The 23427-nt window shown below is 52.6% G+C and carries 18 protein-coding genes; 13 read left to right on the top strand and 5 right to left on the bottom strand.

The genetic code is table 11. The features are described 5' to 3' along the window. Window positions 1-21: 21 nt before the first annotated feature. From tssE to tssB, 4 genes are read right to left on the bottom strand one after another with little or no spacing between them, the layout of a single operon-like run. Window positions 22-465, bottom strand: coding sequence for a type VI secretion system baseplate subunit TssE (gene tssE, locus DHf2319_RS11390; protein WP_243478475.1), 444 nt, complete (start codon window positions 463-465; stop codon window positions 22-24). Window positions 466-497: 32 nt separating this feature from the next. Further along, window positions 498-986, bottom strand: a complete 489-nt coding sequence (locus tag DHf2319_RS11385; RefSeq protein ID WP_243478474.1) for an Hcp family type VI secretion system effector — start codon at window positions 984-986, stop codon at window positions 498-500. 56 nt (window positions 987-1042) lie between these two features. Next, window positions 1043-2521, bottom strand: a complete 1479-nt coding sequence (gene tssC / locus DHf2319_RS11380; RefSeq protein WP_243478473.1) for a type VI secretion system contractile sheath large subunit — start codon at window positions 2519-2521, stop codon at window positions 1043-1045. 15 nt (window positions 2522-2536) lie between these two features. Further along, the gene (tssB, locus tag DHf2319_RS11375; RefSeq protein ID WP_243478472.1) at window positions 2537-3025 is read right to left on the bottom strand and encodes a type VI secretion system contractile sheath small subunit; all 489 of its coding nucleotides are present in this window, start codon (window positions 3023-3025) and stop codon (window positions 2537-2539) included. Window positions 3026-3277: 252 nt separating this feature from the next. Here tssB and tssF point away from each other — a divergent pair, with 252 nt between their 5' ends. The 8 genes from tssF to DHf2319_RS11335 all read left to right on the top strand — a co-directional run bounded on the left by tssF (window position 3278) and on the right by DHf2319_RS11335 (window position 13772). Beyond that, window positions 3278-5008, top strand: a complete 1731-nt coding sequence (gene tssF, locus DHf2319_RS11370) for a type VI secretion system baseplate subunit TssF (protein WP_243478471.1) — start codon at window positions 3278-3280, stop codon at window positions 5006-5008. Continuing rightward, on the top strand, window positions 4972-5982 hold the full coding sequence (gene tssG / locus DHf2319_RS11365; RefSeq protein ID WP_243478470.1) for a type VI secretion system baseplate subunit TssG: 1011 nt from the start codon (window positions 4972-4974) through the stop codon (window positions 5980-5982). Before tssF ends, tssG begins: the two co-directional genes overlap by 37 nt. Before the next feature lie 88 nt (window positions 5983-6070). After that, window positions 6071-7762, top strand: a complete 1692-nt coding sequence (locus DHf2319_RS11360; RefSeq protein WP_243478469.1) for a type VI secretion system Vgr family protein — start codon at window positions 6071-6073, stop codon at window positions 7760-7762. A 36-nt stretch (window positions 7763-7798) separates the two neighbouring features. Beyond that, window positions 7799-9211: a hypothetical protein gene (locus DHf2319_RS11355; protein WP_243478468.1), complete on the top strand. Its 1413-nt coding sequence runs from the start codon at window positions 7799-7801 to the stop codon at window positions 9209-9211. After that, entirely contained in the window at window positions 9211-11574 is a 2364-nt protein-coding gene (locus tag DHf2319_RS11350; protein WP_243478467.1) for a DUF2169 family type VI secretion system accessory protein, read from the top strand. Before DHf2319_RS11355 ends, DHf2319_RS11350 begins: the two co-directional genes overlap by 1 nt. 20 nt (window positions 11575-11594) lie before the next feature. Further along, complete coding sequence (locus tag DHf2319_RS11345; RefSeq protein WP_243478466.1) at window positions 11595-12650, top strand: pentapeptide repeat-containing protein; 1056 nt, start codon at window positions 11595-11597, stop codon at window positions 12648-12650. A gap of 38 nt (window positions 12651-12688) precedes the next feature. Then, a complete protein-coding gene (locus DHf2319_RS11340) occupies window positions 12689-13345 on the top strand; it encodes a DUF3540 domain-containing protein (protein ID WP_243478465.1) in 657 nt (218 codons plus the stop codon). Between the two features lie 34 nt (window positions 13346-13379). Continuing rightward, window positions 13380-13772: a DUF4150 domain-containing protein gene (locus DHf2319_RS11335; RefSeq protein WP_243478464.1), complete on the top strand. Its 393-nt coding sequence runs from the start codon at window positions 13380-13382 to the stop codon at window positions 13770-13772. A gap of 10 nt (window positions 13773-13782) precedes the next feature. Here DHf2319_RS11335 and DHf2319_RS11330 read toward each other — a convergent pair whose 3' ends face one another. Further along, on the bottom strand, window positions 13783-14529 hold the full coding sequence (locus tag DHf2319_RS11330; protein WP_243478463.1) for a hypothetical protein: 747 nt from the start codon (window positions 14527-14529) through the stop codon (window positions 13783-13785). A 46-nt stretch (window positions 14530-14575) separates the two neighbouring features. On the opposite strand from DHf2319_RS11330, the gene DHf2319_RS11325 reads away from it, so the two are divergent. From DHf2319_RS11325 to DHf2319_RS11305, 5 genes are all read left to right on the top strand, one after another. Then, the gene (locus DHf2319_RS11325) at window positions 14576-15328 is read left to right on the top strand and encodes a type VI secretion lipoprotein TssJ (protein ID WP_243478462.1); all 753 of its coding nucleotides are present in this window, start codon (window positions 14576-14578) and stop codon (window positions 15326-15328) included. Between the two features lie 73 nt (window positions 15329-15401). Continuing rightward, complete coding sequence (gene tssK / locus DHf2319_RS11320; protein ID WP_243478461.1) at window positions 15402-16790, top strand: type VI secretion system baseplate subunit TssK; 1389 nt, start codon at window positions 15402-15404, stop codon at window positions 16788-16790. A gap of 1 nt (window position 16791) precedes the next feature. After that, window positions 16792-17463 (top strand): DotU family type IV/VI secretion system protein, encoded by a 672-nt coding sequence (locus DHf2319_RS11315; RefSeq protein WP_243478460.1) that lies wholly within the window; start codon window positions 16792-16794, stop codon window positions 17461-17463. After that, window positions 17460-21317 (top strand): type VI secretion protein IcmF/TssM N-terminal domain-containing protein, encoded by a 3858-nt coding sequence (locus DHf2319_RS11310; protein WP_243478459.1) that lies wholly within the window; start codon window positions 17460-17462, stop codon window positions 21315-21317. Before DHf2319_RS11315 ends, DHf2319_RS11310 begins: the two co-directional genes overlap by 4 nt. 70 nt (window positions 21318-21387) lie before the next feature. Further along, entirely contained in the window at window positions 21388-23424 is a 2037-nt protein-coding gene (locus DHf2319_RS11305) for a sensor histidine kinase (protein ID WP_243478458.1), read from the top strand. The last annotated feature ends 3 nt before the right edge of the window (window positions 23425-23427 follow it).

Genomic DNA, 23427 nt, shown 5'->3' with positions numbered 1-23427 from the left:
CCGCTTTTTTACGTTCGGCATTTAGAAATCTTGCCGCGGCGTTAAGTGCACTCGGCCGCTAGCATCGATTCGCATCAGGAGCGACAGCATTTCATCGGTCGGCTTGCGCTGCGCATCTGCTAGTCGGGCACTGACATCGAATCTGAGTGCGATCACGTTTCTTTCGTCCGTGCTGTTGTTTACCGTGATTCGGGGATTGGTGACCCGGGACTCATAGCGACTAATCTGAATGGCGACTTCCTCACAGATGGACTCCGTGGTGCCCATTGCAAACGAACCTGCGATGTTGCTCAAGTCCGACATGCCGTAGTTCGGATCTATCGGCACAGAACCCTGGCGCGTGTTCAGCAGTCGGGTGAGATGGTCAACAATGGACTTTTTACCTAGGCTGTCTGCCGTCATCCCGGCGGTTAAGCGTGGGTTGACGGCATAGGTCAGTCGCTCCGAGAGACGCAGGCTAGGCATTGCGCCCTCGCATCCTTTAGATCAGTTTCAGCTTATGACTTGGGTGCGTTCCAAGAGTCCTGGGCTTCGATGCCATCAGGCGTGAAGGTCTCGATGATGGTTTCATACGTAAACGCCACTTCTTCCATGTGCTCGATGGGCTTGTTGTCTGGGTCAAGGCAGTTCGGTACGAATTTACGCATCGATGTAATGATCGCGTTCTTGATTTCCACGGTGTAATACAACTCTTCTTTGCCTTGTGGCGAGATGCGGTAGTACTCAAGCTTTGCGTTGGTTAACTGCTCGCCCGATGTCAGCGCCTGAAAGAGTTTGGGCGAGGCCTTGTCAATTACCTTGGTAATGGACATTGGGCCATGGATTCGCTTTCCTGTGGGCAGGCCGGTCTGGATCGACTTAGGGATCTCAATGGTGTGATCAACGGCTTGGACAAGAATCTTGCCCTGGTGGCCATCGATGGTGCAGCCACCCTCGATATTGCCCTGGGTCTGACCGGTCACTGAGAGATATCCTGGCATTGGCATTTGTATTGCTCCTGAAGAGGTATTCGGTTTTTTGGTTGTCAATTAGCCGCTAGTGATTAACTTTTGTCGAGCTTGCCCACGAGTGAGAGCGTGAATGACGCACCCATGTACTTGAAGTGTGGACGCACACGCATGGAAACGCGGTACCAGCCCGGATCGCCTTCGACATCGTGTACTTCGATCTGGGCGCTGCGCAACGGGCGGCGGCTACGAACCTCGGGCCCCGGAGCATCCATGTCTGCCACGTACTGACGGATCCAGTTATTGAGTTCGCCCTCTAGATCAGCGCGCTCCTTCCAGGTACCGATGTTCTCGCGCTGTAGCACTTTAATGTAGTGCGCCAAGCGACTGACCACGAAAATGTAGGGCAGCTGTGTACCAAGCTTGAAGTTGGTCTCAGCCTCCTTGCCTTCTTTGGTGTTGCCAAAGAACTTGGGCTTTTGGCAGGAATTGGCCGAGAAGAACGCAGCGTTGTCACTGTTCTTACGCATGGCCAGTGAAATAAAACCTTGCTCGGCCAATTCGAACTCGCGGCGCTCGGAAATCAGCATTTCGGTCGGGATCTTGGTCTGGATCTCGCCCATGGCTTCATAGTTATAGATCGGTAGGTCACCCACCGTGCCGCCGCCCTGCGGGCCAATAATGTTGGCGCACCAGCGGTAGTCAGCAAAGCTTTGCGTCAGGCGCGAGGCAAATGCAAAGGCTGCGTTACCCCATAGGAATTTGTTGTGACCGTCAGCGACGTTCTCTTCGTAGTTGAACTTCTTCGAAGGCGTGGTGTTCTGACCATAAGGAGTGCGCAACAGGAAGTGCGGTACAACCAAGCCAACATTACGAGAATCGTCGCTTTCGCGGAAACCCTGCCACTTCGTGTACTGCGGACTCTCAAAAATTGATGACAGATCTTTAAGATCAGGCAACTTCGTAAAGTCATCTAACCCAAAGAATTCAGCACCTGCAGCAGCGATAAATGGTGCATGCGACATGGCGGAAACAGCAGCGCAGTTTTGTAGCAGTTTGATGTCGGATGCGCCTGGACCAAACTCGTAGTTGGCCACGATGGCGCCGTAAGGTTGGCCGCCGAACTGCCCGTACTCAGCGGTGTAGCAATTACGATAGAGGCCAGACTTGGTGATTTCCGGGGAGTCTTCGAAGTCGCTTAGCAAGTCTTCCTTACTGGCGTTCATGACCTCGATCTTGATGTTCTCACGGAAATTGGTGCGGTCAACCAAAAACTTCAGCGAACGCCAGGACGACTCCAAACGCTGGAAATCCGGGTTGTGCAGAATTTCGTCCACCTGACGGCAAAGCTTTTTATCCAGCTCGGCAATCATTTCATCGGCTAAGCCTGCGGTCACTCGGTCAGTGATGCGTCCTGGCTCAAGCAATGACGAAATGAACGTCTGAATACCCTGCTTGGTAATGTCATAAGACTCACCACCCGGGCGCACCTTGCTGGTCATCAAGAGTTCGTCAAGCAGCGATCCACTGGCTGCTGCGCCACCTGATTCTTCTTTCTTGGCTTCTTCACTCATTTGAACTACCCCGTTTTATTTCTGATCGATGCCGAGTTCGGCAAGCAGTTTGGCGCGCGTGCCCTCGTCTGAGATGAGTGCTTGCAGCTTTTTGCGGAAGTCCGGCACGTTGCCTAGCGGCCCCTTCAGTGCTTTCAGGGCATTGCGCAGTTCGATGATTTCTTTGAGTTCCGGCACCTTCTCGACAATTGCATCGGGCTCGAAGTCCCGGAGGGACTCGAACTTAAGGCTCACCGCCAGGTTGTCTTCAGAGTTGGGCTCAAGCTTATTTGGCACCGCAAGATCCAGAGACAGGTTCTGCGCTTTAAGCACATCGTTGTAGTTGTCCTTGTCGATGTTGATGGGCTTGCGCTCCTCGATAGGACGATCATCTTGCTTTTGGGTGAAATCACCAAGCACCAGAAGCTTCAATGGAAGTTCAACCTCGGCCTGAGCGTCGCCCGTGGCAGGTTTATACGTAATATTGACCCTTTCTTTCGGGGCGACGGATCCTTCACCAGCCATACCATTCTCCTTGTGTTGTAGAGCAGACCACTGAATCGACAGGTGCCATCTACAACGCGTGGCGAATACAAAAACGTCGATCTGGGCTTAATCGTTGGTATTTCAGTCTGAGGTGATTGTGGCAGACGCCAACGTTTGTGGTTCGTCTAAATCGCCAACTGTCGCGCAATGTAATGCGATGTAATAAATCGCACAGCCGTAGCAATGATTCTCCGGTATCTTCTCTAGACTCTGCCTGCTTACCTGTGTGCCATGGCCACCGACTACAAAGCTTTTTATTCCGATGAGTTGCGCCGGTTGCGGCATTACTCGCAGGAGTTCGCGCGCGACAATCCGGCGATTGCACCGATGCTTGGCACGCCGGCGGTCGACCCGGATATCGAGCGGTTGCTTGAGGGCGTTGCTTTTTTGAATGGTCATACTCGCCAGAAATTGCAGGACGAGTTCCCAGAGATCGCGCAAGAGCTTACCAGCATTCTGATGCCACAGATTTTGCGGCCTGTGCCTGCGGCCACGATGATGGTGTTTGAGCCCAAGGCATCGCTAAAAGAGGCGGCACTCATTCCCGCGGGTACAGAGCTTGCGGCTAGACCAGTTGATGGGGTGAGTTGCCGTTTTGCGACGACAGTCGACCTTCAGATTGACCAAGTGTCGCTGCGCAGTGTCCAGTGGCGAGTGACAGACAGTGGCGAGCGTTTTTTAAGACTCGAGGTCTCGGCTGTTCAAGGCACACAAGGGATCCAGGTCCCTGACAGGCTGCGTTTTTTTCTTGGGGATAACCCTGAAGTCGCTGCCAACCTCCTGATGTTTTTGCAGTACTACGGCGAGCGCATCGAGCTCGTTGATCGACAGGCTGGCCGGATTCGTCTCAATCAGGGCTTGGCATTTCCCGGTTTTGATGAGGCACTTGTGCCCCAGCCAGACAATGGCATGCCCGGATTCGGGTTGATTCGGGAGTTGTTGTTTTTCCCGGAGAAATTTCTCTATGTCGAGTTCTGTGGGTTATCAGATGTCGCACAGAAGTTAAGCGGACCAGATTTCGCGCTCGAAGTAACCATTCGCAAGTCTGCGCACGCGCTGCCAGAGCTTGCTGCTAGCAGTTTTATGATCAATGTTGTGCCAGCCGTGAATTTGTTCAGCCAATCCGCAGAGCCCGTCAATGTCACCCATGAGATTCCGGACTACCTGGTACTGCCGGATGGGTTGGCACGTCAGCATCATCAGATTTATTCGATTGATTCGGTGATTGGTTTGCGTCAAGGCGATATCAACCATCGGCCATACATACCGTTTTCCTGGATGCAGTTCGACGCGAGTAAGCGCGAGCGAACCTATCGAGCCAGTATCAAGCCTGCGATGAGTGGTGATTGGGTCGAAACTTATTTGTCCTTAGCCTACGAACCTGATGAGGTTCCCCGGCCAGAGACACTGTCCATCGAGCTGACTTGCACCAATCGATGGTTACCTGAACGACTCAAGCTCGGTGATGTGTGCGAGCCCACCAACACATCACCTGAGCGCTGCTCGTTTCGCAACATCACGTCAGTCAAGGGGGCGGTCGATGCGCCGATTGGTGAGGATTTGCTCTGGTCCTGCATCAGTCACACGGCTCTGAATTTCATGTCACTTGGCAATACTGACACCGCAAGGTCGCTTTTGCGACTCTATAACAGTTTCCGTACCAACGACCATACGATCCGGTTAGCTAATGATCGGCAGATCGAAGGCATATTGAGTGTCGTGACGCAGCCAGAGACCCGCGTTTATCGGGGAGCAGTGATTCGAGGTCAAGTGGTAAGCGTAATGTGCGATCAGTCCAATTGGCCGTCCGTCGGCGCCATGTATCTGTGGGGTTGTGTGCTGGCGCGGTTTTTTGCGACGTATGCCAGCATCAATGTATATACCCGCTTTGAAATGAAAGATCGAAACACGGGGGTGGAGTTCAAATGGCCAGCGATGCTCGGCACCAAGCCGCTGATCTGACCAAACGGCTACTCGCCCGCGGCGACCGGTATTCCTTTTTCCAGGCTTACCGCTTGTTGCGTTTGCTAGCCAAGCGAGAGGGCGTTGCTGAACAAGATGCCATCCGGGTTAGGCCCCGCCTTGGTCTGGGGTTTCCGCAAACAGACCTGCAGGGTATCGAGGAACACGGCCGCCAGCGGTATCGGGTTACCGCCAATTTTCTGGGGCTCTATGGTGTTGATTCACCGTTGCCCACCTTTTATACAGAGGACTTACTTAATGAGCAAGCCGATGGCTATGCAGTTAATCGCGAGTTTCTCGACGTTTTTGCTCAATCGATTTACCCCATGTTTTTCGAGGCTTGGCTTAAGTCTAGGCCAGCTTTGCGCGTTATCGAATATGGTGATACGCGCATGCTTGAGATCCTCTATGCCTTTGTCGGCATTGAGCAGCCCCATTCGAAGTTTTCCCAGCCTGGCGTTGGGTCCCTTCTTTACTGTGGGGCCTTGTATAACCAGCAGACCCGCACGGCCGAGGGTCTGAAGGCGGTGCTCAAAGCGTCATTGCCAAACGCTCAGGTAGAAGTCCGGCAGTTGCAGGTGGCCTGGGTAGCGATCGCACCCGAGCAAAGATTCAGTCTTGGTCGCGAGGCTTGCACGCTAGGTGACAACGCGCATTTGGGTGCTCGTTGCCGAACGCTAGATGGTATCTCGATTGAACTAACCAATCTCTCGATTCAAAGCTACCGCGAATTGTTGCCTGGTGGAACGGGGCATGAGCGCTTCCGATTTTTGGTGGACTACTACCTGATTGAACCATTGCCTGTGCGGGTTGGGCTCAGGCTCAAAGCAGGTGAGGCTGCACCAGCGCGCGTTGTTGGCATCGAATGGTCGAGCTTGGGCGCTGACACGTGGCTCGTCAGTGGTCTGGATGAGGAAAGTGTGAGCACCTCATTTGAGTTGCGGTTACGCGAGCCGTTAGCGCTCGCGGCATGAATGTCGGGTTTGGTCGTGATTAGTCGATCCGCGATCGTAGAAAGATGTAACAGGCTTGCCTAGACTGGCGGCATGGAGGAACTAGATCATGTTGGATATTTTTTTAGGGCGTAATGCGGAATCTCGGTTTGCCTTTAAGTCGCAAGCCCCGGGGGCACCTCAGTTTGACGTCGTAAGATTCGAAGGGCGCGAGGCTATTTCGAGCCTGTTTCGGTTCGACATCACGCTAGTTGCCAGCACGGCCGATGTGGATCTCGTTGATTTGACTAGCCATGTAGCGACTTTTGCCATGCGTACTGCAACCGGCTCGCAGTACACGCCGTATCACGGTGTCGTTAGCGAAGCTGAGCAACTTGGTCAAGTCGATGATTATTACTTTTATCGTGTCGTGCTCGTACCCAAACTCTGGGGTCTGACGCTAACCCGCATCAATGAGATTTACTTACAGGAACAGTCAATTCCTGATTTGATAGCTGATTTGTTGCGTGACAGTGAGTTTAGTAACGCAGATTTCAAAATCGCAATTCGCAATCCATTTGACTATCGCAAACGCAGTTTCGTCTGTCAGTACCAGGAGACGCACTTTGACTTCATGTCGCGATGGTTGGAAAAAGAGGGTCTTTACTACTACTTCGATCACGAGCCTGATCCTGGGCTGTTGGCGCTCGTTGGATTGGGTGGTAGTGACAGCGCGCAAGTGGTTATCACTGACTACAAAGAGGCACACTCGGACAAGACCCTTTCGCTGAAATACGTGCCACCGGAGAACGTTCAAACAGCTAGGCTTGACCAATCAGTGACGTCGTTTGTGTGGAAACGCCAGCAAGTCACCAAGAAGGTGATCGTGCAGGACTACAACTACCGCAAGGCGGCGATGGCTGACGATCTGAAGGCTGACGAATCGGTTTCAGGTGGACGCGCTGGCGAGGTGATGTACTTTGGCGACAACTTACGCGCAAAATCCGAAGCGAGCAGACTCGCGAAAGTGCGCGCCGAGCAACTTGCCTGCGAGGTGGAAACCTTCCATGGTGAGGCGCCGGCGGTCGGTATGCGGTCGGGCTACTTCATTGAACTTTCAAGTCACTATCGTAAAGACTGCAATGGCCGCTTTTTAGTGACCGAGATCGTGCACCGTGGCTCGCAGGTAGGTGTTGTTCTTTCGGGACAAACCACGCAATATGCTGCCGGTGAAACGGGCACGACTTATCAGGCCAAGTTTCGGGCGATACGTGCTAACCAACAGTTTCGCGCCAAGCCAGTAACCCCACGACCGACGGTAGCTGGGTTTTTGAGTGGCATCGTTGATAGCGAGGGATCGGGTAGTTCTGCAGAACTTAACGAGTACGGCCAGTACAAGGTTCAGATGTTATATGACCTCAGTGATAAGCGCGCTAACAAGGGGTCGACCTGGTTAAGAATGGCATCACCTTATGCCGGTGATGGTCATGGGATGCACTTTCCGTTGCTTAAGGGAACCGAAGTTGTGATTGGCTTTGCTGGGGGCGATCCTGATCAGCCGGTCATCCTCGGTGCGGTCACCAACTCGGAAAATAAAAACGTGGTGGTGGATGACAACGCGCAAAACAACGGTATCAAGAGCACCTCAGGCAACATGATCGTCATGAATGACAGTACGTTGGGTAGAGGCATTACGTTGTACTCGCCCAGTGGTTCAGCCTATTTCACCCTGGGCGCATTCCCTTCGGCTGCAAACGCTTCATCTCCCAAGATGCCAAACTTGCCAGACCCTGGTTCGATTACCGATGCGATTGGTGTCTGAGCTCATAGCCGATCGAATGGATAAATAGGAGAAAAAATGAGCGAGGGAAGTCACGTTTATCACACAGGTGTGAGCTACACCGAGCACCACGGAACTGAGATTTCGCTTGTATTTGGCCAAGAGATGAATTACGTCATCGGGTCTGAAAATACGACCGTTATTGGCATGGAATCAAGACTTAATATCGGTGCAATCGCTGATGTTGGATTGGTCACCAAGGTTGAGCTTGAGTTTGGTGCCGAGATTCAATGGGTTGGCGGCTGGCATTTCGTGATGGCGGAGCACGGAGGAGGTGTATTTGATCACGTGTTCAGCGTCACAGCAGGATCCACAGATTTGACGGCTTTCAAAAAGCTGAAATTTTTGCTGAAGGCCATTGTTGCCGCGCAGGTTATCGCTGCTGCAGGTTTTGCAATTGGCGTAAAAACGCTTTGGGTTCCAAAAATAGAGCATAAAGACGAGGTCAAGATTGACGGCAACTCTGGCTTTTTCGCAATCACGACAGTTAATGCCCAAGTCCTATCACTAGCGACCGTGATTCTGACGGTTGCCTTGTATTGGTTGCTTAAAAAGCAAAGCGACCTTAATCCAATGTCTGCCATGTCGATCAACCATCAGGGGTACGGTTTTCTTGGCGTGAGCGCTACTCAGACTGGGGGTGCTGTTGCAGCTGGATCATCTGGTTTGGCCCTGTCTCCGCAAGCCTTTAAGTTGTCTTTCGATGGCAGTCAGCGTGCGTTTAATAGGAACCACGGTCACGAAATCATCGGATTTAATACTGATGGTGCAAGCGTCATCACGGGGGACTCTAACGGCGTCGCTGTGAGTAGCAATAAAGTCAACGTTACCACCACAACCGGTGGCGTCTCGCCTTCGACTGCTACGTTTTTACTCACGCCCGGAGCATTGACCGCCCTGGCTACCAGGAATACATTGGCAAACGCAGGTTTGACGACTCAGCCCGGTGAAGCTTTTATCTATGCGGATGAATCCACTAGCGGCGGAAGCAAGATGACGCTTAAGCCTAATAGCGTGGAAATCCATTCGTCGACCGCAGCGGCCGCAAACGCCTCTTTAGCTTTGGCTAACGGTACGGCCACGCTCGAGAGTTTAAACGCCAGCGCGAAAGTGGATTTGTCAAATAAGGGAGCGATATTGAGCTTTGGCGCTGGCAACGAAGTCAAGGTTGACTCAATGGGCGTCAGTATCGCCAGCGGTGCGGTCACCATACTCTCCCCAACAGTGCCGATTCCGGATGTAGCTAAAATTTCGACGATAGCTGCAGACCAGGCGAAAGCCGCTGCTGTAGCGCTTCAATTAGAAACAAAAAAGAAGCTTGATGAGTTGAAAGAGTCGCTAGAGGCGACTGTCAAAGAAAAGATAGCGGGTGTGATTCGCACAGTCGAAACCAAGATTGGTGAGGCTTCGGTTCAGGCTGGGGCAAAATAATGCGCTTGTTAAAACCCGAAACCACCGAGTTTACCTACCGTGTTATCTCTTTGGCTCCGGATCGGTATTCGCTCGCAGTGGCTTTTATGGTTCCTTTTTACCTGCACGATGAGGGCAAGCCAGGGCCAAAAGTTACTTCGCCTGTATGGGAAGCGATTAAGCCTGCTGTCGAGGGCTACTCGGTGTTTGATGAGGGTTGGCCCAAACTGCGCGGCGAGTATGTCGTCTTTGGTGCGGCCTATCCTGCGTCAGTTGGGAAAACCCAACCTGTATCTGCTCAGGTGACGGTCGGTTCTTTGAGTAAGCGGCTCGCGGTGTTTGGTGATCGGTTTTTCAATGCGCTAGGCGGTATTTCAGATCCACTGCCGTTTGAACGGATGCCGATAGCCCCGGCAACGGCACTTGGCGGCGAGGGCTTTGACGGCAACCCATACGGCAAAGGCGCAGTCGCGATCAAAGAAAAGGACGGTTCACTGCGCCAGCCTTTGCCTAATGTGGAGCTGCCTGATGCTCTCATGACCTCGGCCACGAGTCGACCAGGCGTAGCCGGATTCTGGCAGTACTACCCGGACATGCCGCAGCGTGCCCAATATCTTGGCAAGTTTGATGACCAGTGGACTAAAACCCGTTGGCCGCATCTTCCTCTGGACACTGACTTCACCTATTTTCAGGTTGCTCCGCCCGATCAGCGTCTGGCAGAAGGGTTCTGGCAGGGTGGCGAGACAGTTGTCCTGCAAAACATGCATCCCAAGCACAGCGTCCTGCAGGCGCAATTGCCTGCGCTGCGCGTGAGGGTGTTTCCCGTGGTCGCCGTGTCTGAGACGGACGTTGAATTAGCCGAAGTTCAGACCCGTCTGGAAACGGTTTATTTGATGCCAGACCAGCTTACAGGCGTTGCCCTCTACCGGACTGTAATACAGGTCTCCACACCCGATGCCCGCGAAGTCGTTGGTTTGTGTGCTGCAACCGAGCCACTGTCTGAACCCGCACGTGCGGCGATCGACTACGTCAATATGTACAAGCCCGTGATCAGGTCGGCCTTGGGACCCGTAGTTCGTCGCCCACCGCCCAAACCTTCGACCGAGCTTGAAGAAAGCCAGCGTCTTGATGAGCTCATGCAGCAATTTACCCAAGAGCGACAAACTTTCTCCGCTCGAATGAAGGCGGCTGGCATGAGTGATGCGCAAGTACTGCAGTCTCTCCGACAAAACCCCCAGACGCGTGCGTTTGCATTGGCCATCGAGCAGTCCAGTGGCAGCGTCGAGAAGTTCTTTGAAGAGGTGCAGGCCGTGGTGGCCATGCTCGATGATGAAAGCCTAAAGGACGAACTAAATCCGTCTGATCCGTCCAAGGGTCAGGATGCCCAGCGGGGCCGGCTTGAGGTTATTCGGCGCAAGAGCCACGGTCAGAACTGCCGCGACTTGAGCCTTGCCGATGCTGATCTCTCGGGTCTTGATTTGAGCGACATGGATTTTTCAGGGTCGATGCTGTCTGGCGCATGTTTTGTGGGTGCAACGTTAAGAAACGCAAAATTCGATCGATCCGTTCTAGTGGCGGCCATGTTTACAGGCGCTGACCTGGGGGCGGCGAGTTTTACGCTGGCGAGCCTGAACAAAGCGAATTTCGATGCGGCAACTTTAAATGGTATCAACGCTTTCCGCGCTGACTTGTCCTCATGTTCGTTTACTGACGCTGTGCTGGAGGGAGCTGATTTATCGATGGCAACCCTCGCGAGTTCAAGTTTGCGAAACGCCAACCTTTCAGCAGCCACGGCGATGCAGACCGACTTCACGGGTGCAGTCATGACACGCACCAACCTGGCGGGTGCGAAATTGGTGGAGGCTGTATTCTCCGGGGCTGACTTGTCGGAAGCTGATCTATCAAAAGCGACATGCATCAAGGCGAACTTTCAAGTCGCCAAATTGCACAAAGCGCGTTTGACTGGCGCAGATTTGACCGATAGCGCTGCTAGCGAGGGCACTACCGCAACGTATGCGGATTTCAGGGATGCCAACATGGACCGAGCCAGTTGGCAGGGTGTGAATCTGTCGGGGGCGAATCTGGATCGCATCACGGGTGATGCTCTCGATCTAACTGGCTGCGGGATGTCGCAGACTTCAATGCGTCGCGCTGTCGCCAAGGGCGTTCGGTTCGATCGTGCCACCATCGATCAGTCAAACTTGTCAATGAGCAATTTCATGGAAGGCTCGTTCTCAGGTGCCCGACTGACCTCAGTGGCCATGCAGTCGGCCAATCTTTACGGCGTTAATTTTTTGGATGTGGAGTTTGACAATGTCAACTTAGACGGCTCCTACATTGAACGAACCATCTTGGCTGAACGTCTGGGACAGACCCAGCTATGACATCAAGTGAAGGAAATCTCATGGTGAATTTGGCAGATTTAATTGTTGACGGTGTGATCGAGAACCATAATCTGGCCGAGGCTGATTTGTCTGGCGCTTCATTTGTCGGTTTGCGGTTGCGCAAGGTCAATTTGAGTCAGGCAAATCTGGCTGGCTGCGATTTTTCTAATGCGGATCTAGAGTCGTGTGACCTTTCGCAATCCAGCCTTGCACAGGTCAATTTCACCTCGGCTAATCTGGTGATGTGCAAGCTGGCCTCGGCAACCATGGAGGGCGCCAACTGGACGGCGGCTAAGTTCAAGGATTGTGAGCTCACCAATATGCAAGCAGTCCAGTCGGACTGGAGCATGACAGTGCTTGATACGTGTGTGATGGATCAGACAAAACTGGCGGCTGCGAATCTGGAGTTTCTCAAGGCGGTCAACAGCAGCTTTAAAGAAGTTGACTTCACCAAGGCAGTCATCAGCCGGGCGATTTTTCAACAATCTGACTTGAGCACTACGGTGTTCCAGGGCACCCTGATGGAGCAGACGATTCTGAGCCAGGCTCAGCTGATGGGTCAGCGGTTTCCCGGGTGCCAATTCAATACGACGGTGTTCTCGGAAGCTGACTTGACCGGTGCTGATTTCTCCAAGGCGCCGCTGACGTCTGTGATTTTTGGGGAGGCGAAACTGAACAATGCAAATTTCGCAGACGCCCAGTGTGAAAAAGTCATGTTCTCACTCGCGGACCTCTCCGGTGCGAACCTGCAAGGTGCTAGTTTCGACAACTGTGACTTTCCGATGGCCAAGCTAAATCGTGTCAAGGCAGGCGGTTCGCGCTGGGTCTTTTGCGGCATGGAACGTTGTGAGGCGTCTGCCAGTGATTTTGAGAAGGCTTATTTCAAGTTTTGTGACTTATCTAGATCAGATGTCCAAGGTTCGAATTTCACCAATGCAGTGTTTGAAGTCAGCATTCTGCATGGGTTAAATGAGCAAGATACTCGGTGGGATGGCGCCCAATTCGACAAGAGCCCGAAGCTTGATATCCCTCGCGCAAAAGCTGAGGAGTGGGCGGCACCCAAGGAAACTCAGTGACAAAGCTCAAAACAAAACACATGAATGGATAAAAGAAAATGAATCTGCCTAAACAACATGAATTGCCTGTTGCGTCAAACACCGCAGCGCTAGTTACCACGGTCGTATCGGGCCGTGCAGACGACTGGTTTTTTGTACAAGATCTGTCAGTTAAACGGGTTCGTCGTGCTGTCGGTTGTCTGGTCGAGCCACAAGTGGGCGACTTGATTTTGCTGTGCGATGCCGGGCATAGCGATACCAGCTATATCCTAAATGTCCTTGCGCGTGAGGAGAGTAACGTTTCAACAGTGTGCCTGCCAGGTGGGGTCACGCTGTCTACTCATGGCAGTCAGCTGACGGTTGCTGCAGACGACATCAATCTTCAGGGGCGCGATTCGGTGGGCATGACCACTGCCAGGCTCGATGTCAATGCCGTGGCAGCCACCGCGCGCATTCTTCATATGCAGAGCTGGTCCGATACCATTGAGACAACTGCCACAAGAATTTTGACGGTCACCCAAACCTTTACCCAGCAGGTGGGCAGGATGATTACCCGAGTGCGCGAAAGCTGGCGTAAGGTCGAGGGTCTGGACGAGACCCAAGCCGCTCGGATTCGCGTCTACGTTGAAGGTAGTCACCAACTTGATGCCGAGCATGTAACAGTTAACGCCGAGGGTTTTGTGCGGGTTGATGGCAAGTCCATCAACATCGGTTAAGCGATTTCGAGATTAAGGATTAAGGAAGATTGCGATGTTTGCTGCCACCATACAAACCGGGCAAGTGATGTGTATGCCCGATGTCTGCAAGACCCCGACGCCGGCTGGCCCCGTGCCGATTCCTTATCCTAATACCGCCATGAATATGATGGCCGCGCCGCCCGTGATCAAGGTGTTGATTGCCAACAGCCCAGCTATTAACAAGGGTTCCAAAATTTCGATGAGCAACGGTGATCAGGCTGGAACGGCCGGCGGTGGCGTGGTGTCCGGGTCATTTATGGGTAAATGTGAATTCATGACCTGCAGCTTTAAAGTCAAAGTGGGTGGCAAACCCGCCATTCGACAGATGGACCAAGCGCAATCTAATAAGGGAAATTGCTTTGGGTCGTTGTTGCAGCCAAGTCAAGCGAAGGTGATGTTTGGCTAGCGTGTCTGTCCTACTTCGGCCCAGGCACTTCGTAAAAGGGTCTACCGGCTGCCGTCAGCTCAACGCGCTTACCCGGGTAGTATTTGACCCGGGCTGTTTGTTTTTTGCCTTCATGTATGTAGGTAATCAGATAGGGCACCTGTCGATACTCAATGCGCTCGGGCTTGGAGCAAGCCGTCTCCAGATAAAACGTCTGGTTGGGCATGAATTCACCCGGTTGCGGCGCCTGCAAGTCTTTGTTAGGCGGAAACACAATGTCCCAGAGAATCTTGCCCAGAATCGCACCGCCCATGCTGAATCCAACAGTCAGAGGCAGGGAGGTTGGCCAGATGGCGTGGGCAAGCGTGCCCAGGCCATAGGCACCAGCGGTTGGACCTGGACCCGCAACCCCACCAATCAGGGCGCCGCCCGCAACAGTAGGCCAAACCCACTTTTGGCTCGTCGGTCCATAATTTGCCGTGAATTGATACCCAATCGCGCCACCCATTGCAGCACCAAGCAGCGGTTGCCAGTATTTAACGATCCAGGGGGTGCTTTGCTCTTGTCGGACTGCTTTTTCATGAGCGGTGATGATGGTCTGCCAGCAAACCTGGGGCCGGGTCACCGTCTTAAACGTTTCTTGGGTGACCGACAGTACGGGGGCGCTGACGATTTGAGCGCTAGCGATCGGGCTCGCAAATATCAGGCCCGCCAGCAGTGTTTTGTACTGACAGTGCTCGAAAAAATCGCTAGCTGGTTTACAAGTGGTTCGCAACATGACTCGATCGCTGAGATTCGCTCGATAATACAGCGAGGATTTTTGAATGAACAGTCTATATGAAATGCTATCGGACGGATCTTGCATGCGTACGCTACTGAACAGATTGGTGTTGGTGGTTTTGATGGTGTTGATGGCTGCTAGCCTAGCCGGCTGCGGCATGACGGGTCCGTCCAAGGAAGACAAACAGGACAAGGCCAAGGCCGAGGTTAAGTGGCCCTATGCACAAAACGGCATCATGATTGAACTCGCCAGTGATGTGGATCTGAACTTCTACGCTAACCGTGCCCATACGCTAGTGCTCGGTGTGTTGCAGTTTGACGATGAGAAGGCGTTCCCCAAGCTGCTGACACAGCCGGCTGATCTGATGAAAGCATTAACCAGTGGTAACTTGCCAACGGGTGCGCTACAACTCGACCGGTATGTGGTCAGTCCGGATGCGCGTTTGCTGCTTGAGATTGACAGGGTGCAAGACGCCAAGTTTGTCGGGATTGTGGCCGGCTATTACCAGTTCGACGTGACCCGGTCAGCGCGCTACTTCAGGATTCCGTTGAATATGCAGTCAAGTGGAATCATTACAAAAGATTACAAAGCCGAGCCTTCTGTGCTTGCGTTGCGTCTTGCCCTCGGATCTCAGCGTATCGTTAATGCTGAGAGCCTGACCCACGATGCAGACGCGCCGCCGCAGCCTAAGGAAGAGGTGTCGTTGACCAATGACAACCTCCAGATCAATTTGTCCCCTGAGGTTATGAATCAGGCAGCGCAACGCGCCGGATCTTTGATCAGGCTAGGCAAATAGCGTGAACGTAAATGTTCATCGTGGTTGAGTGGTCCGTTAATGGGACGTTGAGTCATTCCGTGGCTTAGGAAAGATGAACATCAAGCAGAGTATCTACTGGCATCAAGGGCTGTTTTTGCAGCCGCAGCATTTCCAGCAGTTGGAGATGCATCAGCGCTTTATTCGTGAACCTTTGGTACGCATGATCAACCCGTTTGCCTGGGGTATCGAGCGTTTGGAGATGGCTGAATCGGCCTTGGCCAATCGCATGGCAGAGGTGCGTGCCTTGCGGCTGATTTTGCCCGATCAGACTTACCTTGAATACCCGGGTAACCTAGTGATTGCGGCCAGATCATTCGATAAGATCTGGACCGATCCGGAGTTGCCCTTAAACGTGTATCTCGCTATCCGGCGTTTTTCAGTCAGTCAGGCCAACGTGACGGTGGTTGATTCCATGCCGCAGGCGGCTGATGTTCGTACCCGGTTTGCCTCGCTGTCAAACCCTGCTGAAGTTAGCGATCTTTATTCGGGTGAGGGTCAGGCGCTCGTGCCCACCATCACGCATGTTGCCAGGCTTGTGTTCGAGAGTGAGCTTGCCGGGCTTGATGACCATGATGTGGTGGCGCTTGCCCGCCTGACGCTTGAAGGTGATCAGGTTAGAGTGGCGAGCCAGCATGTGCCACCAGCGGTTTGTCTCAGTTCATCAGCGTTTCTTGGCAACGTTGTCAAGGATATCCGTGACGACATGCTTGGCCGGTTGCGTCAACTCGAAGAATACAAAAGCCCCAGGGGGGTGAACGCTGAGGATCTTGACGCCAATTTCCTTATGATGATGCAGGCTGTGCAAGTTCTGAACCGTCATGTGCCGGCATTGACTCATCTGCTTGAGGTCCGCGCCATACACCCCTGGCATGTCTACGGCCAATTGCGCCAGTGTGTTGGTGAACTGAGCACCTTCTCACACCGGTTTGATGTGTATGGACGCTTGTTGGACCGTGATGATGGATTGCCTGCATACGACCATGAATCCCTAGGTGTGTGTTTTGTCAAAGCGCGCGAAATCATCTCGCAGCTGCTCGCTGAAATTGCGGTGGGTCCTGAGTTTCATGTCGCACTGTCGCTGCAGGGTGATGTCTATACCGGAACGATCCCGTCAGACTACTTAGGCAGCCGACATCGCTTTTATCTGATCTTGCAGTCTGAAGGCATGAAGGACGTCGATGTGCGAGACCTGCTCGGCGTGGCTCGTCTGGCTGCCAGCGCTGTTATGTCCGACCTGATCGACCACGCTTTGCCGGGCTTGGATTTGATGGAGCTTCCGGGACCGCCACAAGGACTGCCCAGGCGTTCGGACGCCAGATATTTCCGCATTGAGCAGATGAGCGAGGGCTGGGAGCAAATCGAGCAAGGTGGCGAAATAGCTTTCTACTGGCCACAAGCGCCTGAGGGCTTGCGTGTCATTGTCGTTGCGACCAGGAGCTAGGATGAAGCTCACGTCGTTGTTTGTGCCACTCATGGCTTATGTACAGGGTCTTGAACGACAGGAAATGCCGCAAGCCCAAGTCATTCATGATGAATTACAGCGCTTGATCAAACGGGCGCGAGATATAGCAGTGTCGCAAGGCGCTGAGCTTGAGCAATTTCACGCTGCGCTCTTTCCAGTCGTGGCTTGGATCGATGAGCGATTGTCTGTCTTGCCGCAGTGGCAAGAGTCACGTCCCTGGCGATCATTGATGCTGCAGCGCAAGCTCTTTTCTACGAGCTTGGCTGGTGTGCAGTTTTTTGAGAGGCTCGAGAAACTAGAGCCTAGCGATATAGATGTGCGAGAGGTCTTTGTCACATGTCTGGCCTTAGGGTTTCTTGGCCGCTATAGCCTGAATCCAAACTCACCTGAATTGATGGCATTGCGCCAAGCCCAATACAAACTGCTTCGTCCCGAACTGTTGGGCACATCGGATAATGCCTCGTTGCCTCTGTTTCCAGAGGCATACCGCCTTGTGACGAGCAGTGTCGGACGCCGGCACTTGCGGCTAAGCTCACGTTTTTTCTGGTTGTTAGTGATCGTCGTCCCAGTTTTTGTGATCGGTGCGTTGGCTTATTGGTTTGACCATCAGCTTGGTGAGCAGGTCTCCGAGATCACACGGAGACTGCCATGATGCGCAAGGTGTTAACCGCGCTACTCGTGATCGTATTGCTGGCGTTGCTAGCAGTGCTGAGCTGGATGGTGGTTCTTTACCTGCAATGGCCCTTTTGGGGTGTGTTCGCAATTTTTTTTGGTGTGATCGCGGCCTATTTCGGATTAAAGGCGCTGCGAACCATTTTTGTACGCACCCGCGTAAAGGCCAGATTGCTCGCGACTGAGAGCAAAGCCGCGATGGTTGCGAGTCAGCAGTTGGATTTCAAGCATGACTTACTGGAGAAATGGAAATCTGCCGTTGGCCTGCTGAAGAAATCCCAGTTGCGCAAGTTCGGCAATCCGCTCTATGTGCTGCCCTGGTACATGGTGATGGGCGAGTCCGGTGCCGGTAAAACCACGGCGATTACTCGCTCACGTCTGACTCCGATGTTGCGCGAAACAGCGCAAACAAAGCAGATTGCCCAGACAAGCAGTTGCGATTGGTGGTTCTTTAGTGAAGCCGTGGTAATCGATACGGCCGGACGCTACGTATCACCCGATGGTGATGCACGCGACCACGAGGAATGGGATTATTTGCTGGAGTTATTCGGCAAATATCGCGCTCGTGAGGGCCTCAATGGCTTGGTGGTTGCGATTGATGCACCGACGCTTCTTGGCGGTGACGTGGCGACGATCGAGAGCCGGGGCCGGTCACTGCGCGATCGCATCGATCAGTTGATGCGCCTGTTCGAGAAACGTTTTCCGATTTACATCATGGTCACCAAGTGTGACCAGATCTACGGTTTTACCGAATGGGCTGAGCAGTTAACTGATGAGCAGTCGCAAGAGGCCATGGGGTTTCTGTCGGGAGAAGCCAAAGGGATCGGGGATGAGCAGTACTTCGCCACACATGCCCTTCAGACCATGTCTGATCGTCTTGATCGTTTAAGGCTTGATATGGCTATGCGAGGCGTTGCGCTAACGCCAGAGATGCTACTTCTGCCAGACGAGGTCACACGTTTGAACTCAGGTCTGCAGTGGTTTCTCAAATCTGCGCTTGGTCACAACCCTTACCTTGAAGACCCCTTTTTGCGGGGGTTGTTTTTGACCAGTGGCCGGCAAGATTCACCATTACCGAGTTTGCTGGGACAACTGCTGGCGTCAGTCCCTCAGGCCGCTCAGGGCACGGCCAAGCCCAAGGGTCTGTTTATCCATGATATTTTTTCTCGGATTTTGCCTAAGGAACGCAATACTGCGTTGCCCGGACAGATTGTCAGCCGCTGGCGCCGGGTCACCGCCAATATGGCGCTGGTGTCATGGTTAAGTCTCTGTGTGGCTGCTATGGTTTTTTTGGTGGTGTCATATCAGTCGACTTCAGCTACGATCAAACGCTTTGCTACTGCTATTCCTGAGAACTTTGGCGAGTTGTCGAGCGAAAGTGCGAGTAAAGAAACTGAGATTGAACAGCTAAGCAATGGTCTGATGGTGGTTGGACTGATTCTGAAAGAAGAGAGCAATTGGAATACGCGATGGTTGGCGTTCAATCCAGAGGTTAATGCCCTGGAAAATAAGCTCAAGCAGGTTTATGTCAGGAAGTTTCGGCAAGTACAAAACTCGCTATCTGGTGTCAACATTGATGTCCAGACATTGCTGAAATCACCAGATCCAACGACCAGGGCGTACGCGTTGTTAACTTTGGTTCGGTATATCAACATGGTTCAGGCAAGGGTCAATGGTGCCGATTACCAGCAAATTCTGGCCATGCCCCAAGTGCCACAGCAAACCATTGATGCGTTAGATCCGGAGTTGTCAAAGAGGTTGTCGGCTGGCTTTTCTGATTTACTAGTGGCGGCAATTGCCTGGTCCCCAACTGATGATCGTTACCTCACGGATTCGCTGCGCGAAGACCGGGAGATGTTACTGGCAGAGATTTTTAAAACCCCTCAAATGGAATGGCTACTGGATTGGGCGAATTCTTTGCCAGTTGTCTCGCCAATTACGCTGGGTGAGTTCTGGAACCCCGATGTAGTGACTAGAGTGGGGTTGCAAATCGATGGAGGGTTAACACTGCGCGGCAAGGGTCGAATTGATGAGTTCGTCGCTGAGTTGCAGAAAGCCTTACAAAACAGTAACGAGATTGTGAAAGCTTCGAACGATTTCTATGTATGGTATCGGGAAGAGCGCCTCAATGCTTGGCGCAGTCTAGCTTGGGGAATCATGGAAGGAGAGAACCTTCTGGTGACCGAGCCGGATTTCCGTAATGTCGTGGCTAGCCTTGGCACGGTCAATAGTCCATTTAATTTGTTTTTCAAGAAACTGCAGAGCGAGTTTGAGGACGTGCCAGCTAATCAGTCACCATCATGGCTTGAGTTTGCGCGTTACTACATCAGGCTTGCTGACCAGGCAAAGTCTAATCCGACCATAAAAGGTGCTGCCGGTTTGGTCAATGCCGTCAATAGTGTTGGTGGTCAAGCTTTGCGCGACTCATTGGCGCAAGGCACTAATCTTGTACCGGGCGAAATCACCAGAGCACGTGATGACATTACCTTGTTTGAGCAGTATGTCACCGAGCGCCAAGCCGCAGCCGTTGAAGTCATGCGCGGTGTGAACGCAGCTTACGACATGAGCTCGCAGTATTTTGGAGGGACAACTGGGCCTGAGGCGAGTGCGTCGGTTCTAGCGCGCATGGACCAAAATTTCCAGGCTTTCAAGGCTAATTCACGCTACACAAGCGCAGATGATGAGGTCATTTGGCGTGTCATCGAAGGCCCAGTCGATACGATTAAGCACTACGCTCTTGAACAGGCATCCTGCAAAATCCAGCAGGACTGGGAAAAGGACGTGATGTGGAAAACCCAGCTTGCCGTCAATCCACAGGAATTAAGCAATCAACTCTTTGGCGAGCAGGGCACTGTTTGGACTTTCGTGGATGGACCCGCTAAAAATTTCATCACTCGAGTGGGTGGTTCACTGCTGCCAGCCACGGTTTCTGGCTACCAATTTCCGTTTGCGTCTGGCTACATCGGGTTTCTGAATCAGGCGGTTACCAACCGCGTGTCCGCAGTGGTTCGACAGCAGTTGGCGAAAGCCTCAACTACCAAAAGCGCGAAACTGTCGCTCGCAGCGTCTCCTATTGGTGTCAATGACGGTGCAAAAGCAAGGCCCTATGCGGCCATACTCAGCATTCAGTGTGCTCAGGAAGCGATTGAGTTAAGCAACCTGAATATGGAAGCAAGCGATACGTTTGAGTGGAAGCCAGACCAATGCGGTGAAGTCACGCTCGATATCGAGATCGACAACCTGACATTGACCAAGCGTTATCCGGGTCAACTTGGGCTATCGATGTTCCTGCAGGAATTTCAGGATGGTGCACGGGTCTTTACACCAGCGGATTTTCCGGCTGCCATGCAGCAACTCGATGATTTGAACGTACGTGAAATCACGTTGCGTTATGACATACAGGGTCGTGATGATGTGTTAAGGCTCGCTGAAGATTATAGCTATGTGCTGGAGCAAACCACGCCCTCAACTTTGCCAGCTGTTTCCAGACTGGATATTGAGGTGCCTGCTAGGGCGGGAAGCTGTTGGACAACCAGCACTGCGCCACAGATTTCTCTGACCGTGCCCCGCATCATCGAAGAGCAAGTGCAAAAGAAAGTGAATCCGCCACCCAAGCCTCCCGAGCCACCGTTGCCGCCTATCGAGCCATTAAAGCCGGTGCCGACCAAAGAAATAACGATTGTTGAAGGCGATACGCTGTTTTCGATTGGTAGGCGTTATCGGGTTGATCTAATGATTTTGCGCGATCTCAACAGCCTGAAGACTGATAAGATCGTTGTAGGCCAGAAGTTGCTGGTGCCGATATGGCCGGACGTGGTCGGCCCTGCAAACTAGATCAAAGCTTTGGTAGTTGGTGCACTTTTTAGCGCAGGCTGTCTTGATAGCGAGCCATACAGACAAGGCAATGAGAGCAACTATCCGCTTTACCCCTTCCATGTATTGGTGTTTGCTCGCAATGCTCATCTTGCTGGCGACTTCTGGTTTGGTGCTGGCTAAAACAACCAAAGATGCTGTTGTGGTCGATGGGTTACCGGGTGTAACCGTCAATGCCTCGGTCATTAACACCGATTTATCGGTCACTGATACTCCAAGCTCAACGCAACCTGGTTGGCAAGCCTTGAGCCAACCGCTTGGTCAGGGGTTTGGTGAACAGGTCTACTGGGTGAGGCTTATCATTGATGTGCCCTCGCGTTTGCTAAATGTCCCCATGGTCTTGCGTTTTCATCCGCCCAATGCCCGTGATGTGACGTTTTTTCTCCCTGACGGCAGCTCAATGGCACTGGGTACGCTGGCGTCGTTTGATCAACGCATGTTGGGTTTCCCGGATTTGGCTGCGTCCTTCGTGCCTTTAGAAAGTCCGACTGTTGTTACTGTTAGGCTGGCAACAGGGGGCCGCATGTTCGGCAGCTTTGAGCTGATGGACGAACGTACTTACTACCAGTCCCAGGCTTGGCGTACGGCCTTGCATGGGATCTTTTACGGCATGCTCTTGCTGGCTTTATTGGTCAATGTCGTGAACTGGGCAACGACTCGGCAATCAATCTACGGTCTTTATGTGGGGTTTGTTGGCTTCTCTTTATTGGCAAGCTTGGCCGCCAACGGTTACTTGCATGCCTTGGTGTTTGGTGCGTGGCCAGAGCAGCATAGTACGATCCAGCTCTGGGCGTTTGCCGGCATGGCAGCTACTGCGATTGCATTTGCAGCCCGAATGCTGCAGTTACGTAAATGGCATCTTCGGCTTGAAACAGTTGCTGACCTTATGGCCGTTATGTTGATGCTACTCGTGGTGTTGGCGAGCCTTTGGGTCGCATGGCGCCCCTATGTGTGGGAGGTCGTTCTGGCTGCTTTTTTTGTCTACGGCATGGGCTCTCTGGCAGTCAGTATTCGCAACCTGCAGCAAAATCTGTACCTACAAAATATCCTCCTTGCTGTTGCGTTTCTGATCTTTGCCATTTCACAATGGATCAGTATGGCGACCGTGTTCGGTTTTTTGCCGGCAACGCCCGTCAATACCGGCATGTGGCAGATTGGTCTAGTGATCCACTTGGTGCTCTTACAAATGGCTTTGGTGAACGATAGTCGCCAGAACCGATGGCGCAACTGGCAACAGCAAGCACGACTTGATGCCCTAAAGATCCAGGCCGATACTGAGGCTCGTCGCAGCCGAGACCTGCAGTTATTTTTAGAAAGGCTTACCCATGAATTCAAGACACCCTTGGCGGTGATTGACAGCTCGGTTCAAAGCCTTGGAATGCTCGAAAATGAAAAAAATACAGAACGGGATTTACGTTATGGGCGCATCCGTCGGGCAGTAGCCCGATTAAATGATCTGTTGATGCGATCGGTCGTTGCAGAAAAAACCACCCTTAGTGAGCCGCAGACCAAACGCCAAGTGCTTGAATTACCCGCCTTACTTGAGGCGGTCTTATCTGAATTCACATCAACCGAGTTCAAGTGCGATCGAGATTGCACGCTGTGGCTTGATTATCAATCACACGCAGGGCGAGGTGATCAGCATCGTTTGCGATTAAGTTGGAATGAAATCAAACGACCTGACTTGTTGTTGATTGATGCCCAGGCCAGTTGGCTAGATGCCGCCTTCTATCATGTCTTTGACAACGCTGTGAAGTACAGCATGGAGGACCAAGAGATCCTGGCGCAAATTGATCAAGTCGAGTCGTTGGGCTCACCTCGGGTCGTAGTCACTATCTCCAATATCTGCGATGAGGCGATCGTTGAAGCAGACCTGCCGAAGTTATTTCAAAAATACTATCGCAAAGGTGAGCAAGGCAATGTGCCAGGTGCCGGTATTGGACTTTATGTCGCAAAGCAAGCGATCGAGGCACATGGTGGAAACTTGACAGTTCATCTACTTAAGCCTGGTCATATACAGTTCCGAATTGAGTTACCCCTATTGATACGTGATCCTCAACCGCAGTGAGCC

The sequence above is a fragment of the Orrella daihaiensis genome, assembly GCF_022811525.1.
Lineage (GTDB): Bacteria > Pseudomonadota > Gammaproteobacteria > Burkholderiales > Burkholderiaceae_B > Algicoccus > Algicoccus daihaiensis.
Note: the sequence above shows the minus strand (reverse complement) of the source record. Positions and strands in the feature narration are given on the sequence as shown.